The organism is Halarcobacter bivalviorum, assembly GCF_003346815.1.
GTDB classification, from domain to species: domain Bacteria; phylum Campylobacterota; class Campylobacteria; order Campylobacterales; family Arcobacteraceae; genus Halarcobacter; species Halarcobacter bivalviorum.
On the sequence record NZ_CP031217.1, the window covers coordinates 1,091,104 to 1,108,576 of the forward strand.

Sequence of the window (17,473 nt, forward strand, 5' to 3'; positions counted from 1 at the left end):
ATAGTAGTTTTGATACTTTTTTAGTATTTTTTATAGCTACAATTACCTTATGAAAGAAGACTTATTAGTACTTGGGTCATGCTTAGTTATGTATCCATGTTTATATTATGTTTTTTATATAGGATTTGTTAGTTAGATTAAATATTAATTTATGAGTATAAAAAAAGCCAGCTATAGAAGCTGGCTTCTTAAAGATTTGAGGCTAACTCTTGTTCTTTAAAATTTCAACTGTACTCTTCAGTTAATTTGTCATAAAATTTAACATATTGAGTATCACCTTCATCTCTTGCTTTCATGGCAGGTCTTGGGTGCTCATTTAAATGTCCTGTAATAATATATGGCACACTTGGTCCCCAATCTAATTCTTTTTCGATTGCAACCATATGTTCTTCAATAAATTTTAATACAGGTTTTAATTTATATTTTGGATTCTTTAAAAATCCAAGTAATAGTTCCATTGCACAGTTTCCTGCACCTCTTCCTAATCCACTAACTGTAACATCTAAATAGCTTGTTCCATAAATCATAGCTTCTAAAGTATTAGCATATGCAAGTGTTAGGTTGTTGTGTGCGTGAATACCAACTTTTTTTCCAGCTGGTTTAGCAAATGATAAATATTTTGCTGTTAGTTTATTAATCTGTTCTGGATAAAAAGAACCAAAGCTATCTGCAATATAAATTACATCTACATTTGTTTCAGCTAATTGTGTTAAAACTTCTGTTAGTTCATCATCAAATGATTTTGAAATAGCCATGATATTACATGTAGTTTCATAACCTTTTGCATGGAAATCTTCAATTAATTCAATTGCTTCAGGTAATTGATGAATATAAGTAGCAACTCTAATCATATCTACTACTGATTCAGATTTTGGAGGAATCTCTTCTTTGATAGTTCTTCCAACATCTGCCATTGTAGCAATCTTCATGTTTGTATTATTTTCACCTACAATTCTTCTTATATCTTCTTCTTTACAGAAATTCCATGTTCCATACTCATCTTCACTCATAACAGTTGGTGATACATTTTTACCAATTTCCATATAATCAATTCCAGCCGCTACACACATTTCATAGTGAGCTTTTACGAATTCATCTGTAAAGTGGTAATTATTTACAAGTCCACCATCTCTTATAGTACAGTCAAAAACTTTAATGTCTTTTCTTACTGAAAGTATTGAACCTTTTCTTTCTAACATAATATATCCCTATTTTTATTAATTAAATGTGACAAGAATAATACCTTAAAGTTATAAAAAAAATTATTAAGCATTATCTATTTTGTCGTCTTTCCTGCCCTTGATAAGTTTTTGAAGCTAAGGCATCTCTTATTTTTAAGTTATCTTTACCTTCAAATTGTATGTGTTTTGTATTCTCTACATTCTTATCTGCAATCTTACTTAAACTTACAGATATAAGTTTTACATTCTCAGCAATATCTGCATTTCTTTGAGTTAATACATCAATATTAGAAACTGTTGAATTAATCTGAGAAATACCTCTTTCTTGTTCAATTGAAGCTTCAACAACATTTTGAATTAACTTTGTTGTTTCATTGATATTTTTATTTAATAATTCATACCCTTCAATCATTTTATCTGCAATATTTTTACCTTCATTTGCTTTTGAAGTTGCATTTTCTACTAAGTTTTTTATCTGTTTAGCAGCTTCAGCAGACCTATTTGCTAAATTTCTAACTTCTTGTGCAACAACTGCAAACCCTTTTCCTGCTTCTCCAGCAGTAGCAGCTTCAACTGCTGCATTTAGTGAAAGAATATTTGTTTGGAAAGCAATTTGGTCAATCATTTCAACAGCTTCATGTACTGCATTTGTTGAGTTATTTATCTCATCCATTGCATTAACTGTTTGAGAAGTTAAATTCATACCTTCTTCAATCTCTTCTTTTACATTTTTACCATAAATTGACATCTCTTTCGCAGTTTGTGAAGTAGCTACAATTCTAGTTGTAATCTCTTCAATTGCAGCTGAAGTTTCCTCTAATGAAGCAGCTTGTGAAGAAGTAGCTTCTGAAAGATTAGTACTATTTTCAAGAAGTACTTTTGACTCTTTTTGCATTACAAGACTTGTTCTATATGTATACATTAGATTTTTTGTAATTTCATCTTTTAGATAGTTTACACCAATTGAAAGGTTTTTTAACTCTCCTCCACGGAATAAATTTTCATTTATACTTCTTAGGAAGTTTTGTTTAGAGTACTCTTCAAGAACACTATCTATTTCAATTAAAGACTCTTCTAATTTATCTGACATTTTATTAAATGTTTTAGCAATATAATTTAGTTTTTGATTTGAAGTATTCTTTGTGATTCTATCATTTATAAAACCATCAGAAAGTTTTTCTGCACAAATCATTATCTCACCATAAATAGTTAAATCTTCTTCTTGTTTTTGTTCAATAAGTTTTGCTAAATCTTGAATTCTTGTTAAAACTTTATTATTTTTTTGGCTTTCAATTTCTATGCTATTTGTTTCACCTTTGATAAAGCTCTCAATCTTATCAATGGCTTCAATTATTTCATTTGTATTATTTGATTTAAAAAACATAAAGCACCTTTATCTCAATGTCTTATATAGTTTTTCAGCACTTAATATCTCTTCTAAAGTTGGTTTAACTCTTACAGATAGATACCTTTTTTCTCCATTTGCACTTTGAGATGGAAAAGCAGTTGCATTAACCCAATAATAGCCACCATCTTTTGTTCTATTTTTTACTATACCTTTCCAAGTCTTACCTTTTTGAATAGTTTCCCACATATCTTTAAAAGCAGCTTTTGGCATATCTTGATGTCTTACAAAATTATGAGCTTGTCCTATTAACTCATCTTTTGAATAACCAGCAATTTTGCAAAAATCCTCATTGGCATAAATTATTATACCTTTTTCATCCGTTTCGGACACGATCATTGTGTCCTTTTGTAAAGTTATTTCTCGTCCCATTTTAATTCCTACTAATAATTAAGGGCGCGATTATATAATAACAAATCTGTGAATTTAGTTATAAGGAATTATTAATTTTTCTAATCATAATTTAGTCTATTAAAATATTATTTATAAAATAATCAATGCTTTTAAGATATAATTCGGCCATGAATGAAATATTAAAAAAATTAGATTTATTAGATTATATAGATTCCTTTACAAAACTTTTTGCAAGGGAAAAATCTGTAGTTTTAGAAGGGGATATTAATCTTCATTATAGATTAATAAATGAGCTTTCAAAATTTGAAATAAAACAACCAGCAAAAGTAAAAAACTTAGATACACAAATAATGCATATTCAAAAACAAGGTGTATTAAAGTCTTATGAAATATATGAGTTTATTAAAATTATTAATTACTTTTCTTATTTGAAAAAGTTCTCTTTTGAAGGTAAGTTAGCAGAGTGGATTGAAAAAATTATTATTCCACAAGAGATAATATCAATTTGTGAGTATTTTGATGATAAAGCAAAATTAAAACATGGTATTGATGAAGATTATGACAGGGTTAATGAAGCCATAAAGCAAAATAAAGAAGAGATAAAACAAAGCCTTTATAAGATTATTAATTCAAGCAAAATAAGAACTTATATGGTTGATTCTCAAGTTCATTATATAAATGGTGAGGAGTGTCTACTTGTAAGAGGTGGTTTTAACCATGTTTTAAAAGCACAAGTATTAGACCGTTCAAATTCTGGATTTTTCTATGTTTTACCTCATAGTGTAAGTACTTTAAAGCAAAAACAAAATGATTTACAAAATAAGCAAGAAGAGATTTTATTAAAAGTTTGTAAACAGATAACTTCTCTTTTTGAGAAAAATTTATTATTTTTAAAATTTATAAATAAAGAGTTTGATAGATTTGACCACTATCAAGCAAGACTATATTTTGCAAAAATTGGAGATAAAAACTTTATTCTTCCAAATAAAAATGGTAAAAATAGACTTGTAGAATTTAAACATCCAGCCTTACATGATCCAAAACCTATAACAATTGATTTTTCAAAATCAGTTATTATGATTACAGGGGTAAATGCTGGTGGTAAAACAATGATGTTAAAATCTATTTTAAGTGCCGTATTTTTATCGAAATATTTACTTCCATATTTTGCACACCATGAGACACAAATAAGTAACTTTAAATCAATTCAAGCTGTACTTGATGACCCACAAAGTGTAAAAAATGATATCTCTACTTTTGCAGGAAGAATGGTTGAATTTTCTAAACTTTTTTCTACAAAACAGGCAATTGTAGGAGTTGATGAAATAGAACTTGGTACAGACTCTGATGAAGCAGCAAGTCTGTTTAAAGTGATAATTGAAGATTTAATCCAAAAAGATATGAAAATTATCATTACAACTCACCATAAAAGATTGGCTGCACTTATGGCTTCAAATGAAGAAGTAGAATTAATAGCAGCTCTTTATGATGAAGAGAATCAAAAGCCAACTTATGAATTTTTACAAGGAACAATTGGAAAATCATATGCCTTTGAAACAGCAAGTAGATATGGAATTCCTCATAATGTAATCAAAAGAGCAAAAGAGGTTTATGGAGAAGATAAAGATAGATTAAATGAACTTATTGAAAGAAGTTCTGCTTTGGAGATTGAGTTAAAACAAAAAATAGCAAAACTTGATGAAGAGATAAAAGAGCATGAGAGATTAACAAGAAATCTAAAAGAGACAAAAGAGAGTTTAGATACTCATATCTTTTTGGAAAAGTCAAAACTTCATAGAGAGTATAAAGATGCGAGAGATGAAGCTAAAAAAGCCATCAAAGCAAAAATTTCACAAGAAGGACATAGACATTTAAATACTGCTCATCAAAAAGCTTCTTCAATTAAAACAGAAAAAGTAAAAGAAGTTGAAGAGAATTTAAAAGAGGGTGATAGAGTTAAATATAGAAACTCAAAAGGTGTAATTATCTCAATTAAAGGTAAAAAAGCTTATATTGAAAATGATTTAGGAATGAGACTTCAAGTTCCTATGATAGAGCTTTCAAGAAGTGGAAATCCACCAAAAATAAAAACAAAACCAAAAGCAACTGTTACAGTTGCAAAACCAGATTCAGGACATATAAAATTAGATTTACATGGTCAAAGAGTTGAAGAGGCTTTAGAGAACTTAGATAAATTTATTTCTGATGCTTTAATAGCAGGTTTTGATGAAGTATTAGTTTATCATGGTATTGGAACTGGAAAATTAGCAGGAGCTACAAAAAAATATCTTGATAAACATCCAAAAGTAAAATCATACGAAGATGCACATCCAAGTTCTGGTGGCTTTGGTGCAAAAGTTATAAAACTATAAGGAAAATAGATGGAACAAGAAATCCAATCAATACAGAAGGTTTATAATCTTTTAATTGAATTTTTTATGAATTATAGTTTCCAAATTCTTGGAGCTATAATTATCTTTATACTTGGTCTTTATATAGGTAAAAAGGTATCAGAAGCTGTACAAAGATTATGTGATAGAAATAATTTAGATGTAACACTTACAAAGTTTATTGTAAATATTGTTAGATTTGGGATTGTTATTGGGGCTGTAATTATTGCAGTTGGTAAATTAGGTATCACTTTAACTCCATTTATTGCAGGTATTGGTGCTGCATCATTGGGTGCTGGACTTGCCTTACAAGGTACTTTATCAAATTATGGAGCAGGGCTTTCTATAATTATTACTAGACCTTTTATAGTTGGAAATACAATCACTGTACAAGATGTATTTGGAGTAGTAGAAGAGATAAAATTAGGACATACAATTCTTAGAACAGAAGATGGAGAGCAGATTACTGTTCCAAATAAGTATATTATTGGAGAAGTCCTTGTCAACTCTTTTGAGTATAGAATCGTTGAAGCAACTATTGGTATTTCGTATAATAGTGATATGAAAAAGGCTATCTCTTTAATCTTAGAAGAGTTAAATAAGTTTGAAGAGTTCATCTCAAAAGAGGCAAAACCTCAAGTGGGAATTAAAGAGTTTGCAGACTCTTCTGTAAATATTGAGTATAGATATTGGGCTAAAACAAATAGCTATTTTGAGGTTCAATACAAAGTAAATCTTGCAATATTTGAGGCACTAAAAGCAAACTCTATAGAGATACCATATCCTATAAGAGATGTTTTTATCCATGAAAAAAAAGCATAAAATAGTTTTTCTATTTTATGCTAACAAATGATTTAAATACACACTCAATTCTCTGTTTTATATCACTTCCATCTTCTTTCATATAATCAGTTTGTATTTTGTAAATTAATTTATCTTCAAGTTTAAATTCAAATACTAAATATCCTGCATAAAGTTTTGCTTTTTTATTCTTTTTATTTGTATCTTCTTTATCATTTTCATATACATAATAGTTTATTTCTACTTGTTTTTTATTTTCAATTTTTTGTGTAAAGTATTGGCTAATTACTTCTTGAAACTCTTTTTGCAGCTCTTTGTTTGAATAGTGTTTTATAAGAAAAGAGTTCATTATTTTTGAGTATTCAATGTTTGAAGTAGTTTTTATATTTTGTGATTGAAGTAATTTTATTGCTTCTTGAATCTTATTTATATCAACTATTTTTTCAAAGGTAATTGTTTTTTCTTGGCAAGATACTCTTTTAGATTTTATAGTTTTTTTATTTACTTGTTCATAGATTCCATATCCAAAAAAAAGTATAAGAGCAAAGATTATAAGTAGTAGTTTTTTCATAGTAATATCCTTTTAAAAAAGAATATTACTATTATAATAATTATAAGTAAATAAAATAATTTAAATATAAGTTTGAGTTATCTTATTTTTTAACAGAAACACTTAGATTAAAAGTTGACCATTTATCTTTTTCATCAATTTGTACATTGATTTTTTCTGTAATAACAACAGCTTTTTTATCTACTTTTTTCTTTACAATTAAATAGTCTAAAATATTTTTACTTCTACTATTTGCTAGTTCTTCAAGCTCTTTAGTAGTCACTTCTTGTTTTGAAGCTAGAGTTTTTCTTAAACTTTCCACATACTCTTTAGTATCAAAATACTCTTTACCACTTTTATCTTTTTTTACAAAAGTTTCTTTAATATCATCTAAGTCTTTGTCTTTGAAACTCTCTTCAAAAAGGTTTTCTAAAGCTTTTTTATATTCATCACCTTTTACAATTTTTTTCATTCTTTTTTCTAAGAACTTATCAAACTTTATATCTTGTAAAGCAATTGTATCAAAAACTTGGTGGTATGAAGGAGTTACATTTATAGCAAGCCTTTTCTTAGTAGCTAAGATTTTTGCAATATTATCTAAAGCCTCTTTCTCTGAAGCTATTATTGTACTGTTTCCATATTCAAAATCAATTGTTTTGATTTCATCTGCTTCAATACCTAAAACAGAAGCTAAAAGAGTAAATGGAGAAGAGATAGCTTTAACTATTAAATTTGTAAATACTTTCCATACAATAGGAGCTATTGCAAATTGAGGATCATCTACATTTCCTGAAATAGGAAGTTCTAAATCAATAATTCCATCACTATTTTCTAAAAGAGCGATAGCTAAATCAAGAGGTAGATTTGTTGCATCTTCACTCTGTACTGTTTCTCCTAATCTAATATCACTAATTATAATTGAGTTGTTTGCATCTAAATTTGACTCTTTTATATTATATTTTAGATTTAAATCAAGTTTTCCACTATCTATCTCTCTTCCTACAAATTTTCCAGAATAAGGTGTGAAGTTTTTGATTGCAATATTTTTAAATAAAATAGTTGTATTTGTTAGTAGTTTTATATCATTTATATCTACAGTTCCAGTTATTTTTGTGAAACCATATTTATCTACTTTCCCTTCTAGTTCAAGTTTTGTAGGTTTTGAAGAACTTGAGTGTAGTCTTGAAAAGTCTCCATGTAATTGAGTGATATTTGTTTTAAATGGAATTGGTAAGTTTTTATCTTCAAATACCATTCTTGCATCTTTTATAATAAGAGGACCTATATCAAAAGAGAAGTTACTATTAGCTTTTTTTTCAACTTTTTTCTCGATTTTTTCTGCTTCTTTTTCTTCAACTTTTTTCTTTTCTTGTTTTCCTAAAGTAATAGCTATAAAAGGTTTATTTAGCTTAGAAGAGTCAATTTTTAATTCACTATTTTTATGTGAGATTTTATTTACTAAAAGATTAATATCTTTAGCTTGAATATTAGTTTTTGACACTTTATCATTTAGTTTAAAATCTGGCTCAATAAGATTTAAATTTGCAATTTGAATATCACTATTTTGATTTATAATATCTTTGATTTTAAGCTCTAAGTTTTGGGCATTTATATCTTTTTTTTGTTTTTTATCATTAATGTTTATAGAAGATTTAAGAGCTACTTGTTTTATTGTTCTGTTTTTATCATTAAGTTTTAAATCTTCAATTATAAGACTACTATTTTTAACTTTTACATCAAGATTATTTTTCTTATCATTAAAAACAAAGTTTTTGTTTTCAAATAAAACTTGCTCTAATGAGATATTTTGATTTTCTATATTAAGGTTTTTTGCATTCAGATTTACCTCTTCGGCAAGAGTAGCAAAAGAGTTTTTTTCATCTTTAAATGAAAGTTTTGAATTAGCAATTTTAAAATTAGCTAATAGAATTTTCCAGTTTGTTTCTTCTTGTGTAGAGTTTTGTTGTACTTCTTCTTTTTTTTGTTCTTTTGGAAGATTTACTAATTTAGCTAAGTTAATAGTTTCATCTTTTGAGTTTATGATTTTTCCATTTAGGTTTTCTAAACTAAATTGATTTATTTTTATCTCATTTTGAGGATAAAATAGATTTAAATCTTCAATATCTAAACTCTTTAAATATAAAACAGAATGTGCATCTTGTAAGATATTTAAATTGCTTAGTTTAAAGTTTAACTTCTCAACTTTAATATCTAGCTCTTTTTTAGTATCAACTTTATAACCAAAATTTAAATCAATATTTGTCTCATTTGTAAGTTGAAAATTAAATAGTTCATCTTTATATGCTAAAAACTCATTTGGTCTTAGATTTGTAAGTTTTACATTTCCATACATATGGAAAGGATGCACTTTTAATCCACCATTTATTATAAGTTTTGTATGTTCATTGATTAGGATATTAAGACTATGAGAAGCTAAGATATTTCTAAATGTTCCCATATCATAAAAAGTATAGTTAAGCTCATTTATATTAACTTCAAAAGGTTTTTTATCTTTTGCTAATTTTGTAAATTTTATTTTAGCTTTTTCTAATACAGTTTTATAGATTTGAAACTTAATAGGCTCGCTTTGTTCTTCCTCAACCCTTACTTGTTTCTCTTCTTTTGTAGTTGGTTTAAGTAGTTTTTCTAGATTAAAACTTTTATCCTCATTTTCAATAATATGAATATATGGATTAATCAGTTGTAAATCTTGAAAAGCTAAATGTTTTTCACTAATAGTTCTAAAAAGATTAAAATCAATTGATAAAGAATCTATTGAAAAAGTAATGTCCTCTTTATCTTGTATCTTCAGGTTGTTAAGAGAAAAAGTTAATAAGAATGGATTAAATTCTACTTTTTCTAAACTTGCTTCTTGAGTAATATTTGCATTAATATTATCGACAATAATAGGCTTTACTATCTTTGGTATTGCTACAAATCCTAGAATTGAATAGATGATTAGTATAGAAGATAGTATTAAAGCTAATTTATTTTTTTTCATGAAATAGCCTTTTTTTGTATTCAATATAATTATAACTAAATATTAGCTACAATCCGTTTACAATAAAGGAACAAAATGACAGTGATAGAATTATTTCAAAAATTATTAAGGTTTAAATCAATTACTCCTAATGATGACGGAGCATTCGATTTTATTGAAGAGTATTTAGGTGAGGAATGGACTTGCATAAATATTGATAGAGAAGATACAAAAAATAGATTTTATTATAAAAAATTTAATGATAATCCACAACATTTATGTTTTGCAGGACATATTGATGTAGTACCTCCTGGACAAGGTTGGGAAGTAGATCCATTTGCTGCTGATATAGTAGATGGTGTAATAACAGCAAGAGGAACACAAGATATGAAAAGTGGAGACGCTGCTTTTTTATATGCTTGTAAACATGCCCAAAATTTTGATGGAACACTTTCAATTCTAATGACAAGTGATGAAGAAGGTGAGGGAACTTATGGAACTATCAAAGCCTTAGAACACTTAAAAGAGATTGATTTTATACCTCAATATGCAGTTGTAGCAGAGCCAACTTGTGAAGAGGTTTTTGGAGATGCTATCAAAGTAGGAAGAAGAGGAAGTATCAATGGATATATCACTATCAAAGGAAAGCAAGGTCATGCTGCTTATCCTGAAAAGTGTATAAACCCAGTACATAACTTTGCCCATGTACTTCCTAAAATAGCAGGTCATAATCTTGATAATGGAGATGAGTATTTTGCTCCTTCTAAAATGGTAATTACTGATATAAGAGCTGGAATGGAAGTTACAAATGTAACTCCAAACGAGTTAAAACTTATGTTCAATGTAAGAAACTCAACAAATACAACAAGAGAGTCAGTAGAAGAATTTATCCATAAAAACCTTGAAGGTTTAGAGTATGATTTTAGAACTACACAAGGCTCATTTCCATTTGTAACCAATAAAGAATCAAAAGTGGTGAAGGCTATGGAAAACTCTATAAAAGAAGTTTTAGGCGTAACGACAAAACACTCAACACACGGTGGAACTTCTGATGCTAGATATTTTGGAGCATTTGGAATAGAAGCTATCGAGTTTGGTGTAATCAATGACACTATCCACTCTGTAGGTGAGAGAACAACAGTTAAAGAAGTAGAAGGTTTAACTGATGTTTATGTGGATTTAATTAAAAACTTTTAATTTAATTTTATTATGTAATATTTTTTATTATTTCTAAAAAATATTAATAGAATTACTTTATATTCATTATGGAGTAGTTCTATGGAAAACCTACCAACTAATTTTATAGAAAATAAGATATATGAGATAAGAGGTTTAAAAGTGATGTTAGATAGTGATTTGGCTTCACTTTATGAAGTTGAAACTAAAAGAATAAATGAAGCTGTTAAAAACAACCCTGAAAAATTTCCAAAAGATTTTTATTTTGAATTGACAAAAGAAGAATTTGAAGTTTTGCGGTCGAAATTTTCGACCACAAAATTTTCCAAAACAAGAACTTTACCAAAAGTTTTTACTGAACAGGGTGTTTATATGTTAGCAACTGTACTGAAAAGTAAAGTTGCCACAGATGTAACTATAAACATCTTGCGTACCTTTACAAAGCTTAGAGAGTTTGCAATAACTTACAAAGATATAGTAATTGAGTTAAAAAATCTAAGAGAAGATTTGAAACTAAATAAAAATCAAACAACTCAAAATACTAAACATATTAAAACAGCCTTTGAATTACTTTCTCAAATACTTGAAGATACAAAAAGTACAGAAGAAAAGGTTATGGGCTTTAAGGTTGAAAGAAAATAATAATATATTAGATATGATCTATAAAATATGTAATTTTTATAGAGTAAAAGGATAACGGTGGCATTTTCAAAAGATGAAAAAGAGATGTTATTAAAAGTAAAGTTTGTAGGAGAAACTGTTATTTCAAGGTTTGAGCAAATTGGAATTGATTCTTTAGAAACTTTGAGTAAAAGTAGTGTAGAAGAGATTACAGATATTGTTTCAGATATTTTGGGAAGTAGTTGTTGGAAAAATTCTCCCCAAGCTAGAAAAGCTGTTCAAAATGCAATAAATTTCGCAAAAGAGTACCAAAATAAATATGAATAAACTTATGTCAGAAAACTTTTCTTTTTTTACTTATATACAAAAAGAGCCACAATATAAAAATGAAATTATCCTTTCTTCAAATAGTTTAATTTTAGTAACTAAGGGTACTAAGATATTGCATTTAGAAAATGAAAATATCAATGTGGATGAAAATCATTTTTTATTTTTAAAAAGTGGTTCATATCTTATGAGCGAAGTTTTAGATGAGTATTACGAAGCGATGATTTTCAATTATGATGATTCAGTATTGTTAGAGTTTATCTCTAAATATAATATCACTTTCTCAAAAGAGCTTATAGAAGAAATAGATATTTTAAAGTTAAAGAAAACAGCAGAGTTAAAAATACTTATTGGTTCAACTTGTGACTATATGAGAAATACAGCAATACAAAATGACCAACTAATAAAACTAAAATTAGAAGAGGCTTTTTTAAATATTTTGAATAGTTCTCTTGCAAAAGAGTTTAAAGGTTTTTTATACTCTATTTATAAAAACAACTCTTTTAAAATTCTTTTTGAAAAACACTTCTCTTATGAAGATAATATCTTAGATTTAGCAGATGAGTTAAAAATGACTCCTTTAGCTTTTAGGCAGAAATTTAAAGAAGTTTATAATACAACTCCTAAAAAATGGCAAGTTCTAAAGAGACTAGAAAAAGCAAAAGTACTTTTAGAAAATACATCTAAAAATGTAAGTGAAGTTTGTATTGAGTGTGGCTTTGATAACTTATCATGGTTTATACAAGCTTTCAAAAAACAATACAATTTAACTCCAAAACAAATAAAAAACAACAAAAATTAGAGTTTTTCTAATATCTTAAATTTTTATTTTCTTTTATAATCTTTTATCTTCAAAATATAAAAGGAAATATATGAGAAAAATATTGTTTGCTATATCTTTTATAGCTCTTAGTCTATTTGCAGAAAACTTCACTTTAAAAAGTAGTTCTTTAAAGGGACAACTAACAAAAGCCCAAGAATTTAACGGTTTTGGTTGTAGTGGTGAAAATATTTCACCTGATTTATCTTGGGAGAATGCTCCAAAAGAAACAAAATCTTTTGCTGTTACAGTTTATGACCCAGATGCTCCTACTGGTTCTGGTTGGTGGCATTGGGTAGTATTTGATATTCCCAAAGATAAATTTAGTTTAGAAAAAGGCTTTGGTTCTAAAGAAGATAAAAAGATAATTCAAAGTGTTACGAACTATGGTAAAACTGGTTTTGGTGGAGCTTGTCCTCCAAAAGGTGATAAAGCACATAGATATATTTTTACAGTATATGCTTTAGATACTGATAAACTAGGATTAGATAAAAATACAAACCCTGCAATTGTAGGTTACTATTTAAATGCTCATGCTCTAGCAAAAGCTTCTTTAATCTCTTACTATAAAAAATAATACATTGCCTTTTGGCAATGTATTTTATCTTTTCTTCACCTTCTCAAATTGCTTTTATTTTCTTTTGATAATATAATAAATATAAATAAAATAGAAAGAGACAAATGAAAGTAAAATATTTAGAAAAATTTTATGTATCAGGTATTACAACAAGAACAAACAATGAAACAGAACTAAACGAAGAAACTGCACAGATTCCAGCCTTATGGGATAAATATGCAGAGGAAAACATAGAAGGTAAAACTTTTAATAAAGCAAAGTCTATGGCTATGTATGGTGTTTATAATAAATATGAAAGTGATGTAAACTCTGATTATGATTATACTATAGGTGTAGAAGTTACAAAACCTAAAAATGCAATTACTATAGAAAAAGATAGATATTTAGTATTTACAAAAAATGGAGAGTTTCCAGAAGTTGTAATTGAAGCATGGAAAGATGTTTGGGATTATTTTGCTTCTGAAGCTTGTGAGTATGAAAGAGCATATAATTATGACTTTGAAAAATATGCAAAAGAAGATGAGATAGAGATTTATATCTCTATAAAATAAGGAATTAGATGAAAACTATAGGATTACTTGGTGGAATGAGTTGGGAAAGTACAGCTTTATACTATAAACAAATCAACGAAGAGGTAAAAAAACAACTTGGTGGATTACATAGTGCTAAAGTAGTCATCTATAGTGTAGATTTTGATGAGATAGAAAAACTTCAACACGAGGGGAAGTGGGATGAAACTGCAAAGATATTAAGCGAAGCTGCTAAAAATATCCAAAATGCAAGTGCTGACTTTTTAGTTATATGTACAAACACTATGCATAAAGTAGCTCCTACTATACAAGAACATATTGATATTCCTATTTTACATATTGCAAATGCAACAGGTAAAAAACTTCAAGAAGAGAGTATAAAAAGAGTTGGGCTTTTAGGTACTGCTTTTACTATGCAACAAGACTTCTATAAAGATACAATCCAAACTAACTTTGATATTGAAGTAATCGTGCCTTCAGAAGAAGATATAAAAATAGTTCATAAAATTATCTATGAAGAGTTATGTTTGGGTACAATAAAAGAGTCATCAAAAAAAGAGTATTTAAGAATTATAGACTCACTAAGTTCTTACGGGGCACAAGGAGTTATTTTAGGTTGTACAGAAATAGGAATGTTAGTATCTCAAGAAGATACAAATATAAAACTTTTTGATACAACTTATATACATGCAATTGAGGCTGTAAATAAAGCCCTTAATTAAAGGATTGATTATGCCAAATATGATTTATGGAACAGCTTGGAAACAAGAAGATACAGCTTCTTTAGTTGAAGAGGCTCTTTTATGTGGTTTCAAAGCTATAGATACTGCTTGTCAACCAAAACACTATAGAGAAGATTTAGTTGGAGTAGGTTTAGAAAATGCTATAAAAAAAGGTATAAAAAGAGAAGAGATATTTCTTCAAACAAAATTCACTCCACTAAGTGGGCAAGATAGAGCTAATATGCCCTATGAAGTTAGCGATGATATTTTAATTCAACTTGAAAAATCTTTTTATAAATCAAAACAAAATCTAAAAGTAGATTTTATTGATTCTTATCTTATTCATTCTCCTTTTGCTCCTTTAGAAGACTTAATAAAAGTATATAGAACTATGGAAGAGTTTGTAACTTCAAAAGAGGTGGGACAAATAGGTATTTCAAACTGTTATGATATAAATTTACTCTCATATCTTTATGATATTGCAAAAGTAAAACCAAGGGTAATACAAAATAGATTTTATGCCCAAAGTGATTATGATAAAGAAATAAGAGAGTTTGCAAGACAAAAAGGTATTATGTATCAATGTTTTTGGTCATTAACTGCAAATCCTCATTTACTAAAACTTGATGAGGTACAAACATTAGCAAAAAACTATAAAAGAACAGTTCCTCAAATTTTTTATAAGTTTTTAAACCATTTAGGAATAACTCCACTTAATGGAACTACTTCTAAAACTCATATGCTTGAAGACTTAGATATTAAGAACTTCTCCTTAGAAGAAGATGAGGTAAACTCAATACTTCGCTATTTATAATTAACCCATATGTAACCAAACTTATGATAACATACACTTATAATTATATTAAGTTAAAGGAAAGAAATGGAGCAATTACCAAATTGTCCTAAGTGTAATAGTGAATACACATATGAAGATGGAAGTCTATTTATTTGTCCAGAGTGTGCACACGAATGGTCAAAAGATGCAAGTCAAACAGAAGATGAAGATACTTTAGTAGTAAAAGATGCAAATGGTACGATTTTACAAGATGGAGATGATGTAACTGTTATCAAAGATTTAAAAGTAAAAGGAAGCTCTTCTGGTATTAAAGTAGGTACAAAAGTAAAAGGTATCAGACTTGTAGAAGGAAATGATGGTCACAATATTGACTGTAAAATCCCTGGTGTAGGTGCTATTAAATTAAAACAAGAATTTGTAAAAAAATCTTAATATAAAATGAGAGTTTAAAACTCTCATTTATATACTACTTATAACTTTTTGATTTCCAAAAAGAATAATACAAATCCCTGCAAATACAACTAAAGAACCTATAATATCCCATTTATTAAAAACTTGTTTTTCTACTAAAAATAACCAAGCCAAAGAAGAAATAATATAAATACCTCCATAAATAGCATAAGCTCTTCCAGCAAACTCTAAATTTACCTTTGTAAGTAAATAAGCAAATAAAATTAAAGATATAACACCTGAAAAAAGCCAAAAAGAAGATTTTTGAAGTTTAAAAACCATCCAAAAACTATAACACCCTAATATTTCAAAAAATGCTGCTAAAAAATATATTGCAAACTCTAAACCCAAAGTAACTCCAAAAGATTTTATTATTAGTATTGAATATCATTACTAAATTGAACTTTAGTTAAAAACCTTTTAAAAGCTACTAAAACAGTTAAGCTATAAATTTCATCCAATAAAACTCTAAAGGATATAAAAACACAATAGAGATAATAGCTAACACAAGTACTACTTTTAACATATGTTTTTGTTTCATACCAGATAAAGCAAGTCCAACTGCTAAAGGTGGAGCTTGAAATGGAAAATAAACATTAGAAAAAGCAGCAACTTGCATCATAAAGATTTCATTTAATGAAAAGCTACTTATACTACTTAGGTGTTCTGCCATTGGAGTAAAAATAGCTGGAATAGTTGGTTGCGTGATAATAACCCCACTTAAAGACATCAAGGTAGTGATTTTTATATAGTCAAACAACTCATATTCTGATGGTGTGTATAGGTTTATGATACTAAGTAAACTCTCTTTTATAAACTCATTATTTGCAACTATACTTCCAAGACTAATAATAGCAGCTACAAAAATCAATGAAGAGAAGTTAATACTATTTATATCTTTGCTTTTAATGATATTTATACTTGGATATGCTAAAAATAAAACTCCAATCATAGCTATCACACTAGGTGAGATTTTATGAATAAAATCAGTCAACCAAAATAGAAGCATGATAGATAAAGTTATCATAACTACTTTTTCATTTTTACTAAAAGAACTATTCTCTTTTTCTAGTTTGTTATGTTTTATTTCATCTTTGAAAAATAGGTATATTAAAACAACAATTATAATGTTTTTTAAAAAACCTAAAACAAAGAAGTTTGATAATAAATAGTGAGAAAATAAAAGCTCAAAATCATAAATCTCTTTTGTAAGTCCACCTAATATCATATTTGGGACATTTGCAGGTAAAACAGTAAAGGCTGGAATAGAAGTACAAAGTATAAAAGTAAGCAGTATTCCAATATATCCTTTGTCGTTTTCTTCAAAGCCTAAAGCTTTTGCAATAGTAATAGCTAACGGTACTAATAAAACAACTCTAACTACACTAGAAGGCATCAAAAAGCTAAATGCCACACTGAATATAGAAATATAAATAAGAAGCTTTAGATAGCTAATATTCTTGATTATAGAAAAGAAGTTAGAGAATCTATTGTTTAGGTTTACATTTTTTATTGCTGTTGCAATTAACATACCAGAAAAAACTAACCAAAAAGCAGAAGAAGAGAAACCAGAAAAAATTATCTCTTTAGGGCTTAGTGCAAATACTAAACAAGTAAATAAAAATATAAGTGATGAAAAATACAAAGGTATTATGTTTGTTGCCCAATAAGCAATAGTAGAAAGAATCAAAGTAATTAGTATTAAATCTTTTGTTTCCCCAATAAAACTATTTAAAATAAAATATAAAAATAAGGGAATACAAATAAAAGCAATATTTTTTATCATAAGAGTT

General features: G+C 27.6%; 18 protein-coding genes. 11 read left to right on the top strand and 7 right to left on the bottom strand.

Annotated features, from left to right (window positions below):
• Positions 1-224: 224 nt before the first annotated feature.
• The 3 genes from ABIV_RS05545 to ABIV_RS05555 all read right to left on the bottom strand — a co-directional run bounded on the left by ABIV_RS05545 (position 225) and on the right by ABIV_RS05555 (position 2,958).
• Positions 225-1,199 (bottom strand): aldolase catalytic domain-containing protein, encoded by a 975-nt coding sequence (locus ABIV_RS05545; protein ID WP_114838912.1) that lies wholly within the window; start codon positions 1,197-1,199, stop codon positions 225-227.
• Between the two features lie 73 nt (positions 1,200-1,272).
• Positions 1,273-2,565 carry a methyl-accepting chemotaxis protein gene (locus tag ABIV_RS05550; protein ID WP_114838913.1) on the bottom strand — a complete coding sequence of 431 codons (1,293 nt, stop codon included), beginning with the start codon at positions 2,563-2,565 and terminating at the stop codon, positions 1,273-1,275.
• A 9-nt stretch (positions 2,566-2,574) separates the two neighbouring features.
• Positions 2,575-2,958 carry a PAS domain-containing protein gene (locus ABIV_RS05555; RefSeq protein ID WP_114838914.1) on the bottom strand — a complete coding sequence of 128 codons (384 nt, stop codon included), beginning with the start codon at positions 2,956-2,958 and terminating at the stop codon, positions 2,575-2,577.
• Between the two features lie 149 nt (positions 2,959-3,107).
• Between ABIV_RS05555 and ABIV_RS05560 the strand changes: the two genes are divergently transcribed.
• Together ABIV_RS05560 and ABIV_RS05565 are read left to right on the top strand one after the other, a co-directional pair.
• Entirely contained in the window at positions 3,108-5,312 is a 2,205-nt protein-coding gene (locus ABIV_RS05560; RefSeq protein ID WP_114838915.1) for an endonuclease MutS2, read from the top strand.
• A 9-nt stretch (positions 5,313-5,321) separates the two neighbouring features.
• Positions 5,322-6,152: a mechanosensitive ion channel family protein gene (locus ABIV_RS05565; protein WP_114838916.1), complete on the top strand. Its 831-nt coding sequence runs from the start codon at positions 5,322-5,324 to the stop codon at positions 6,150-6,152.
• Positions 6,153-6,162: 10 nt separating this feature from the next.
• Here ABIV_RS05565 and ABIV_RS05570 read toward each other — a convergent pair whose 3' ends face one another.
• Complete coding sequence (locus ABIV_RS05570) at positions 6,163-6,702, bottom strand: hypothetical protein (RefSeq protein ID WP_114838917.1); 540 nt, start codon at positions 6,700-6,702, stop codon at positions 6,163-6,165.
• Positions 6,703-6,784: 82 nt separating this feature from the next.
• The gene (locus ABIV_RS05575) at positions 6,785-9,682 is read right to left on the bottom strand and encodes a DUF748 domain-containing protein (RefSeq protein ID WP_114838918.1); all 2,898 of its coding nucleotides are present in this window, start codon (positions 9,680-9,682) and stop codon (positions 6,785-6,787) included.
• 75 nt (positions 9,683-9,757) lie between these two features.
• Here ABIV_RS05575 and dapE point away from each other — a divergent pair, with 75 nt between their 5' ends.
• The 9 genes from dapE (at position 9,758) to ABIV_RS05620 (ending at position 15,662) form a co-directional block, all read left to right on the top strand.
• Positions 9,758-10,858, top strand: a complete 1,101-nt coding sequence (gene dapE, locus ABIV_RS05580) for a succinyl-diaminopimelate desuccinylase (RefSeq protein WP_114838919.1) — start codon at positions 9,758-9,760, stop codon at positions 10,856-10,858.
• 81 nt (positions 10,859-10,939) lie between these two features.
• Complete coding sequence (locus ABIV_RS05585) at positions 10,940-11,479, top strand: ORF6N domain-containing protein (RefSeq protein ID WP_114838920.1); 540 nt, start codon at positions 10,940-10,942, stop codon at positions 11,477-11,479.
• Positions 11,480-11,536: 57 nt separating this feature from the next.
• Positions 11,537-11,785, top strand: coding sequence for a helix-hairpin-helix domain-containing protein (locus ABIV_RS05590; protein ID WP_114838921.1), 249 nt, complete (start codon positions 11,537-11,539; stop codon positions 11,783-11,785).
• On the top strand, positions 11,778-12,587 hold the full coding sequence (locus ABIV_RS05595; protein ID WP_205526961.1) for a helix-turn-helix transcriptional regulator: 810 nt from the start codon (positions 11,778-11,780) through the stop codon (positions 12,585-12,587). The genes ABIV_RS05590 and ABIV_RS05595 overlap by 8 nt, the downstream gene beginning before the upstream one ends.
• Positions 12,588-12,657: 70 nt before the next feature.
• Positions 12,658-13,182, top strand: coding sequence for a YbhB/YbcL family Raf kinase inhibitor-like protein (locus ABIV_RS05600; protein WP_114838922.1), 525 nt, complete (start codon positions 12,658-12,660; stop codon positions 13,180-13,182).
• Positions 13,183-13,286: 104 nt separating this feature from the next.
• Positions 13,287-13,733 carry a GyrI-like domain-containing protein gene (locus ABIV_RS05605; protein ID WP_114838923.1) on the top strand — a complete coding sequence of 149 codons (447 nt, stop codon included), beginning with the start codon at positions 13,287-13,289 and terminating at the stop codon, positions 13,731-13,733.
• 8 nt (positions 13,734-13,741) lie between these two features.
• Entirely contained in the window at positions 13,742-14,434 is a 693-nt protein-coding gene (locus tag ABIV_RS05610; protein WP_114838924.1) for an aspartate/glutamate racemase family protein, read from the top strand.
• A gap of 10 nt (positions 14,435-14,444) precedes the next feature.
• On the top strand, positions 14,445-15,248 hold the full coding sequence (locus ABIV_RS05615) for an aldo/keto reductase family protein (RefSeq protein ID WP_228254340.1): 804 nt from the start codon (positions 14,445-14,447) through the stop codon (positions 15,246-15,248).
• A 66-nt stretch (positions 15,249-15,314) separates the two neighbouring features.
• Positions 15,315-15,662: a zinc ribbon domain-containing protein YjdM gene (locus tag ABIV_RS05620; RefSeq protein ID WP_114838926.1), complete on the top strand. Its 348-nt coding sequence runs from the start codon at positions 15,315-15,317 to the stop codon at positions 15,660-15,662.
• 27 nt (positions 15,663-15,689) lie between these two features.
• On the opposite strand, the gene ABIV_RS05625 is transcribed toward ABIV_RS05620, so the two are convergent.
• Both ABIV_RS05625 and ABIV_RS05630 read right to left on the bottom strand, forming a co-directional pair.
• Entirely contained in the window at positions 15,690-16,031 is a 342-nt protein-coding gene (locus tag ABIV_RS05625) for a YnfA family protein (RefSeq protein WP_114838927.1), read from the bottom strand.
• Positions 16,032-16,119: 88 nt separating this feature from the next.
• The gene (locus tag ABIV_RS05630) at positions 16,120-17,466 is read right to left on the bottom strand and encodes an SLC13 family permease (RefSeq protein ID WP_114838928.1); all 1,347 of its coding nucleotides are present in this window, start codon (positions 17,464-17,466) and stop codon (positions 16,120-16,122) included.
• Positions 17,467-17,473 lie beyond the last annotated feature (7 nt).

Coding starts and splice junctions, on each gene's coding strand:
- ABIV_RS05560 (WP_114838915.1), top strand. CDS start 3,108: ATGAATGAAATATTAAAAAAATTAGATTTATTAGATTATATAGATTCC.
- ABIV_RS05585 (WP_114838920.1), top strand. CDS start 10,940: ATGGAAAACCTACCAACTAATTTTATAGAAAATAAGATATATGAGATA.
- ABIV_RS05545 (WP_114838912.1), bottom strand. CDS start 1,199: ATGTTAGAAAGAAAAGGTTCAATACTTTCAGTAAGAAAAGACATTAAA.
- ABIV_RS05605 (WP_114838923.1), top strand. CDS start 13,287: ATGAAAGTAAAATATTTAGAAAAATTTTATGTATCAGGTATTACAACA.
- ABIV_RS05595 (WP_205526961.1), top strand. CDS start 11,778: ATGAATAAACTTATGTCAGAAAACTTTTCTTTTTTTACTTATATACAA.
- ABIV_RS05630 (WP_114838928.1), bottom strand. CDS start 17,466: ATGATAAAAAATATTGCTTTTATTTGTATTCCCTTATTTTTATATTTT.
- ABIV_RS05550 (WP_114838913.1), bottom strand. CDS start 2,565: ATGTTTTTTAAATCAAATAATACAAATGAAATAATTGAAGCCATTGAT.
- ABIV_RS05570 (WP_114838917.1), bottom strand. CDS start 6,702: ATGAAAAAACTACTACTTATAATCTTTGCTCTTATACTTTTTTTTGGA.
- ABIV_RS05600 (WP_114838922.1), top strand. CDS start 12,658: ATGAGAAAAATATTGTTTGCTATATCTTTTATAGCTCTTAGTCTATTT.
- ABIV_RS05555 (WP_114838914.1), bottom strand. CDS start 2,958: ATGGGACGAGAAATAACTTTACAAAAGGACACAATGATCGTGTCCGAA.
- ABIV_RS05620 (WP_114838926.1), top strand. CDS start 15,315: ATGGAGCAATTACCAAATTGTCCTAAGTGTAATAGTGAATACACATAT.
- ABIV_RS05610 (WP_114838924.1), top strand. CDS start 13,742: ATGAAAACTATAGGATTACTTGGTGGAATGAGTTGGGAAAGTACAGCT.
- dapE (WP_114838919.1), top strand. CDS start 9,758: ATGACAGTGATAGAATTATTTCAAAAATTATTAAGGTTTAAATCAATT.
- ABIV_RS05565 (WP_114838916.1), top strand. CDS start 5,322: ATGGAACAAGAAATCCAATCAATACAGAAGGTTTATAATCTTTTAATT.
- ABIV_RS05575 (WP_114838918.1), bottom strand. CDS start 9,682: ATGAAAAAAAATAAATTAGCTTTAATACTATCTTCTATACTAATCATC.
- ABIV_RS05615 (WP_228254340.1), top strand. CDS start 14,445: ATGCCAAATATGATTTATGGAACAGCTTGGAAACAAGAAGATACAGCT.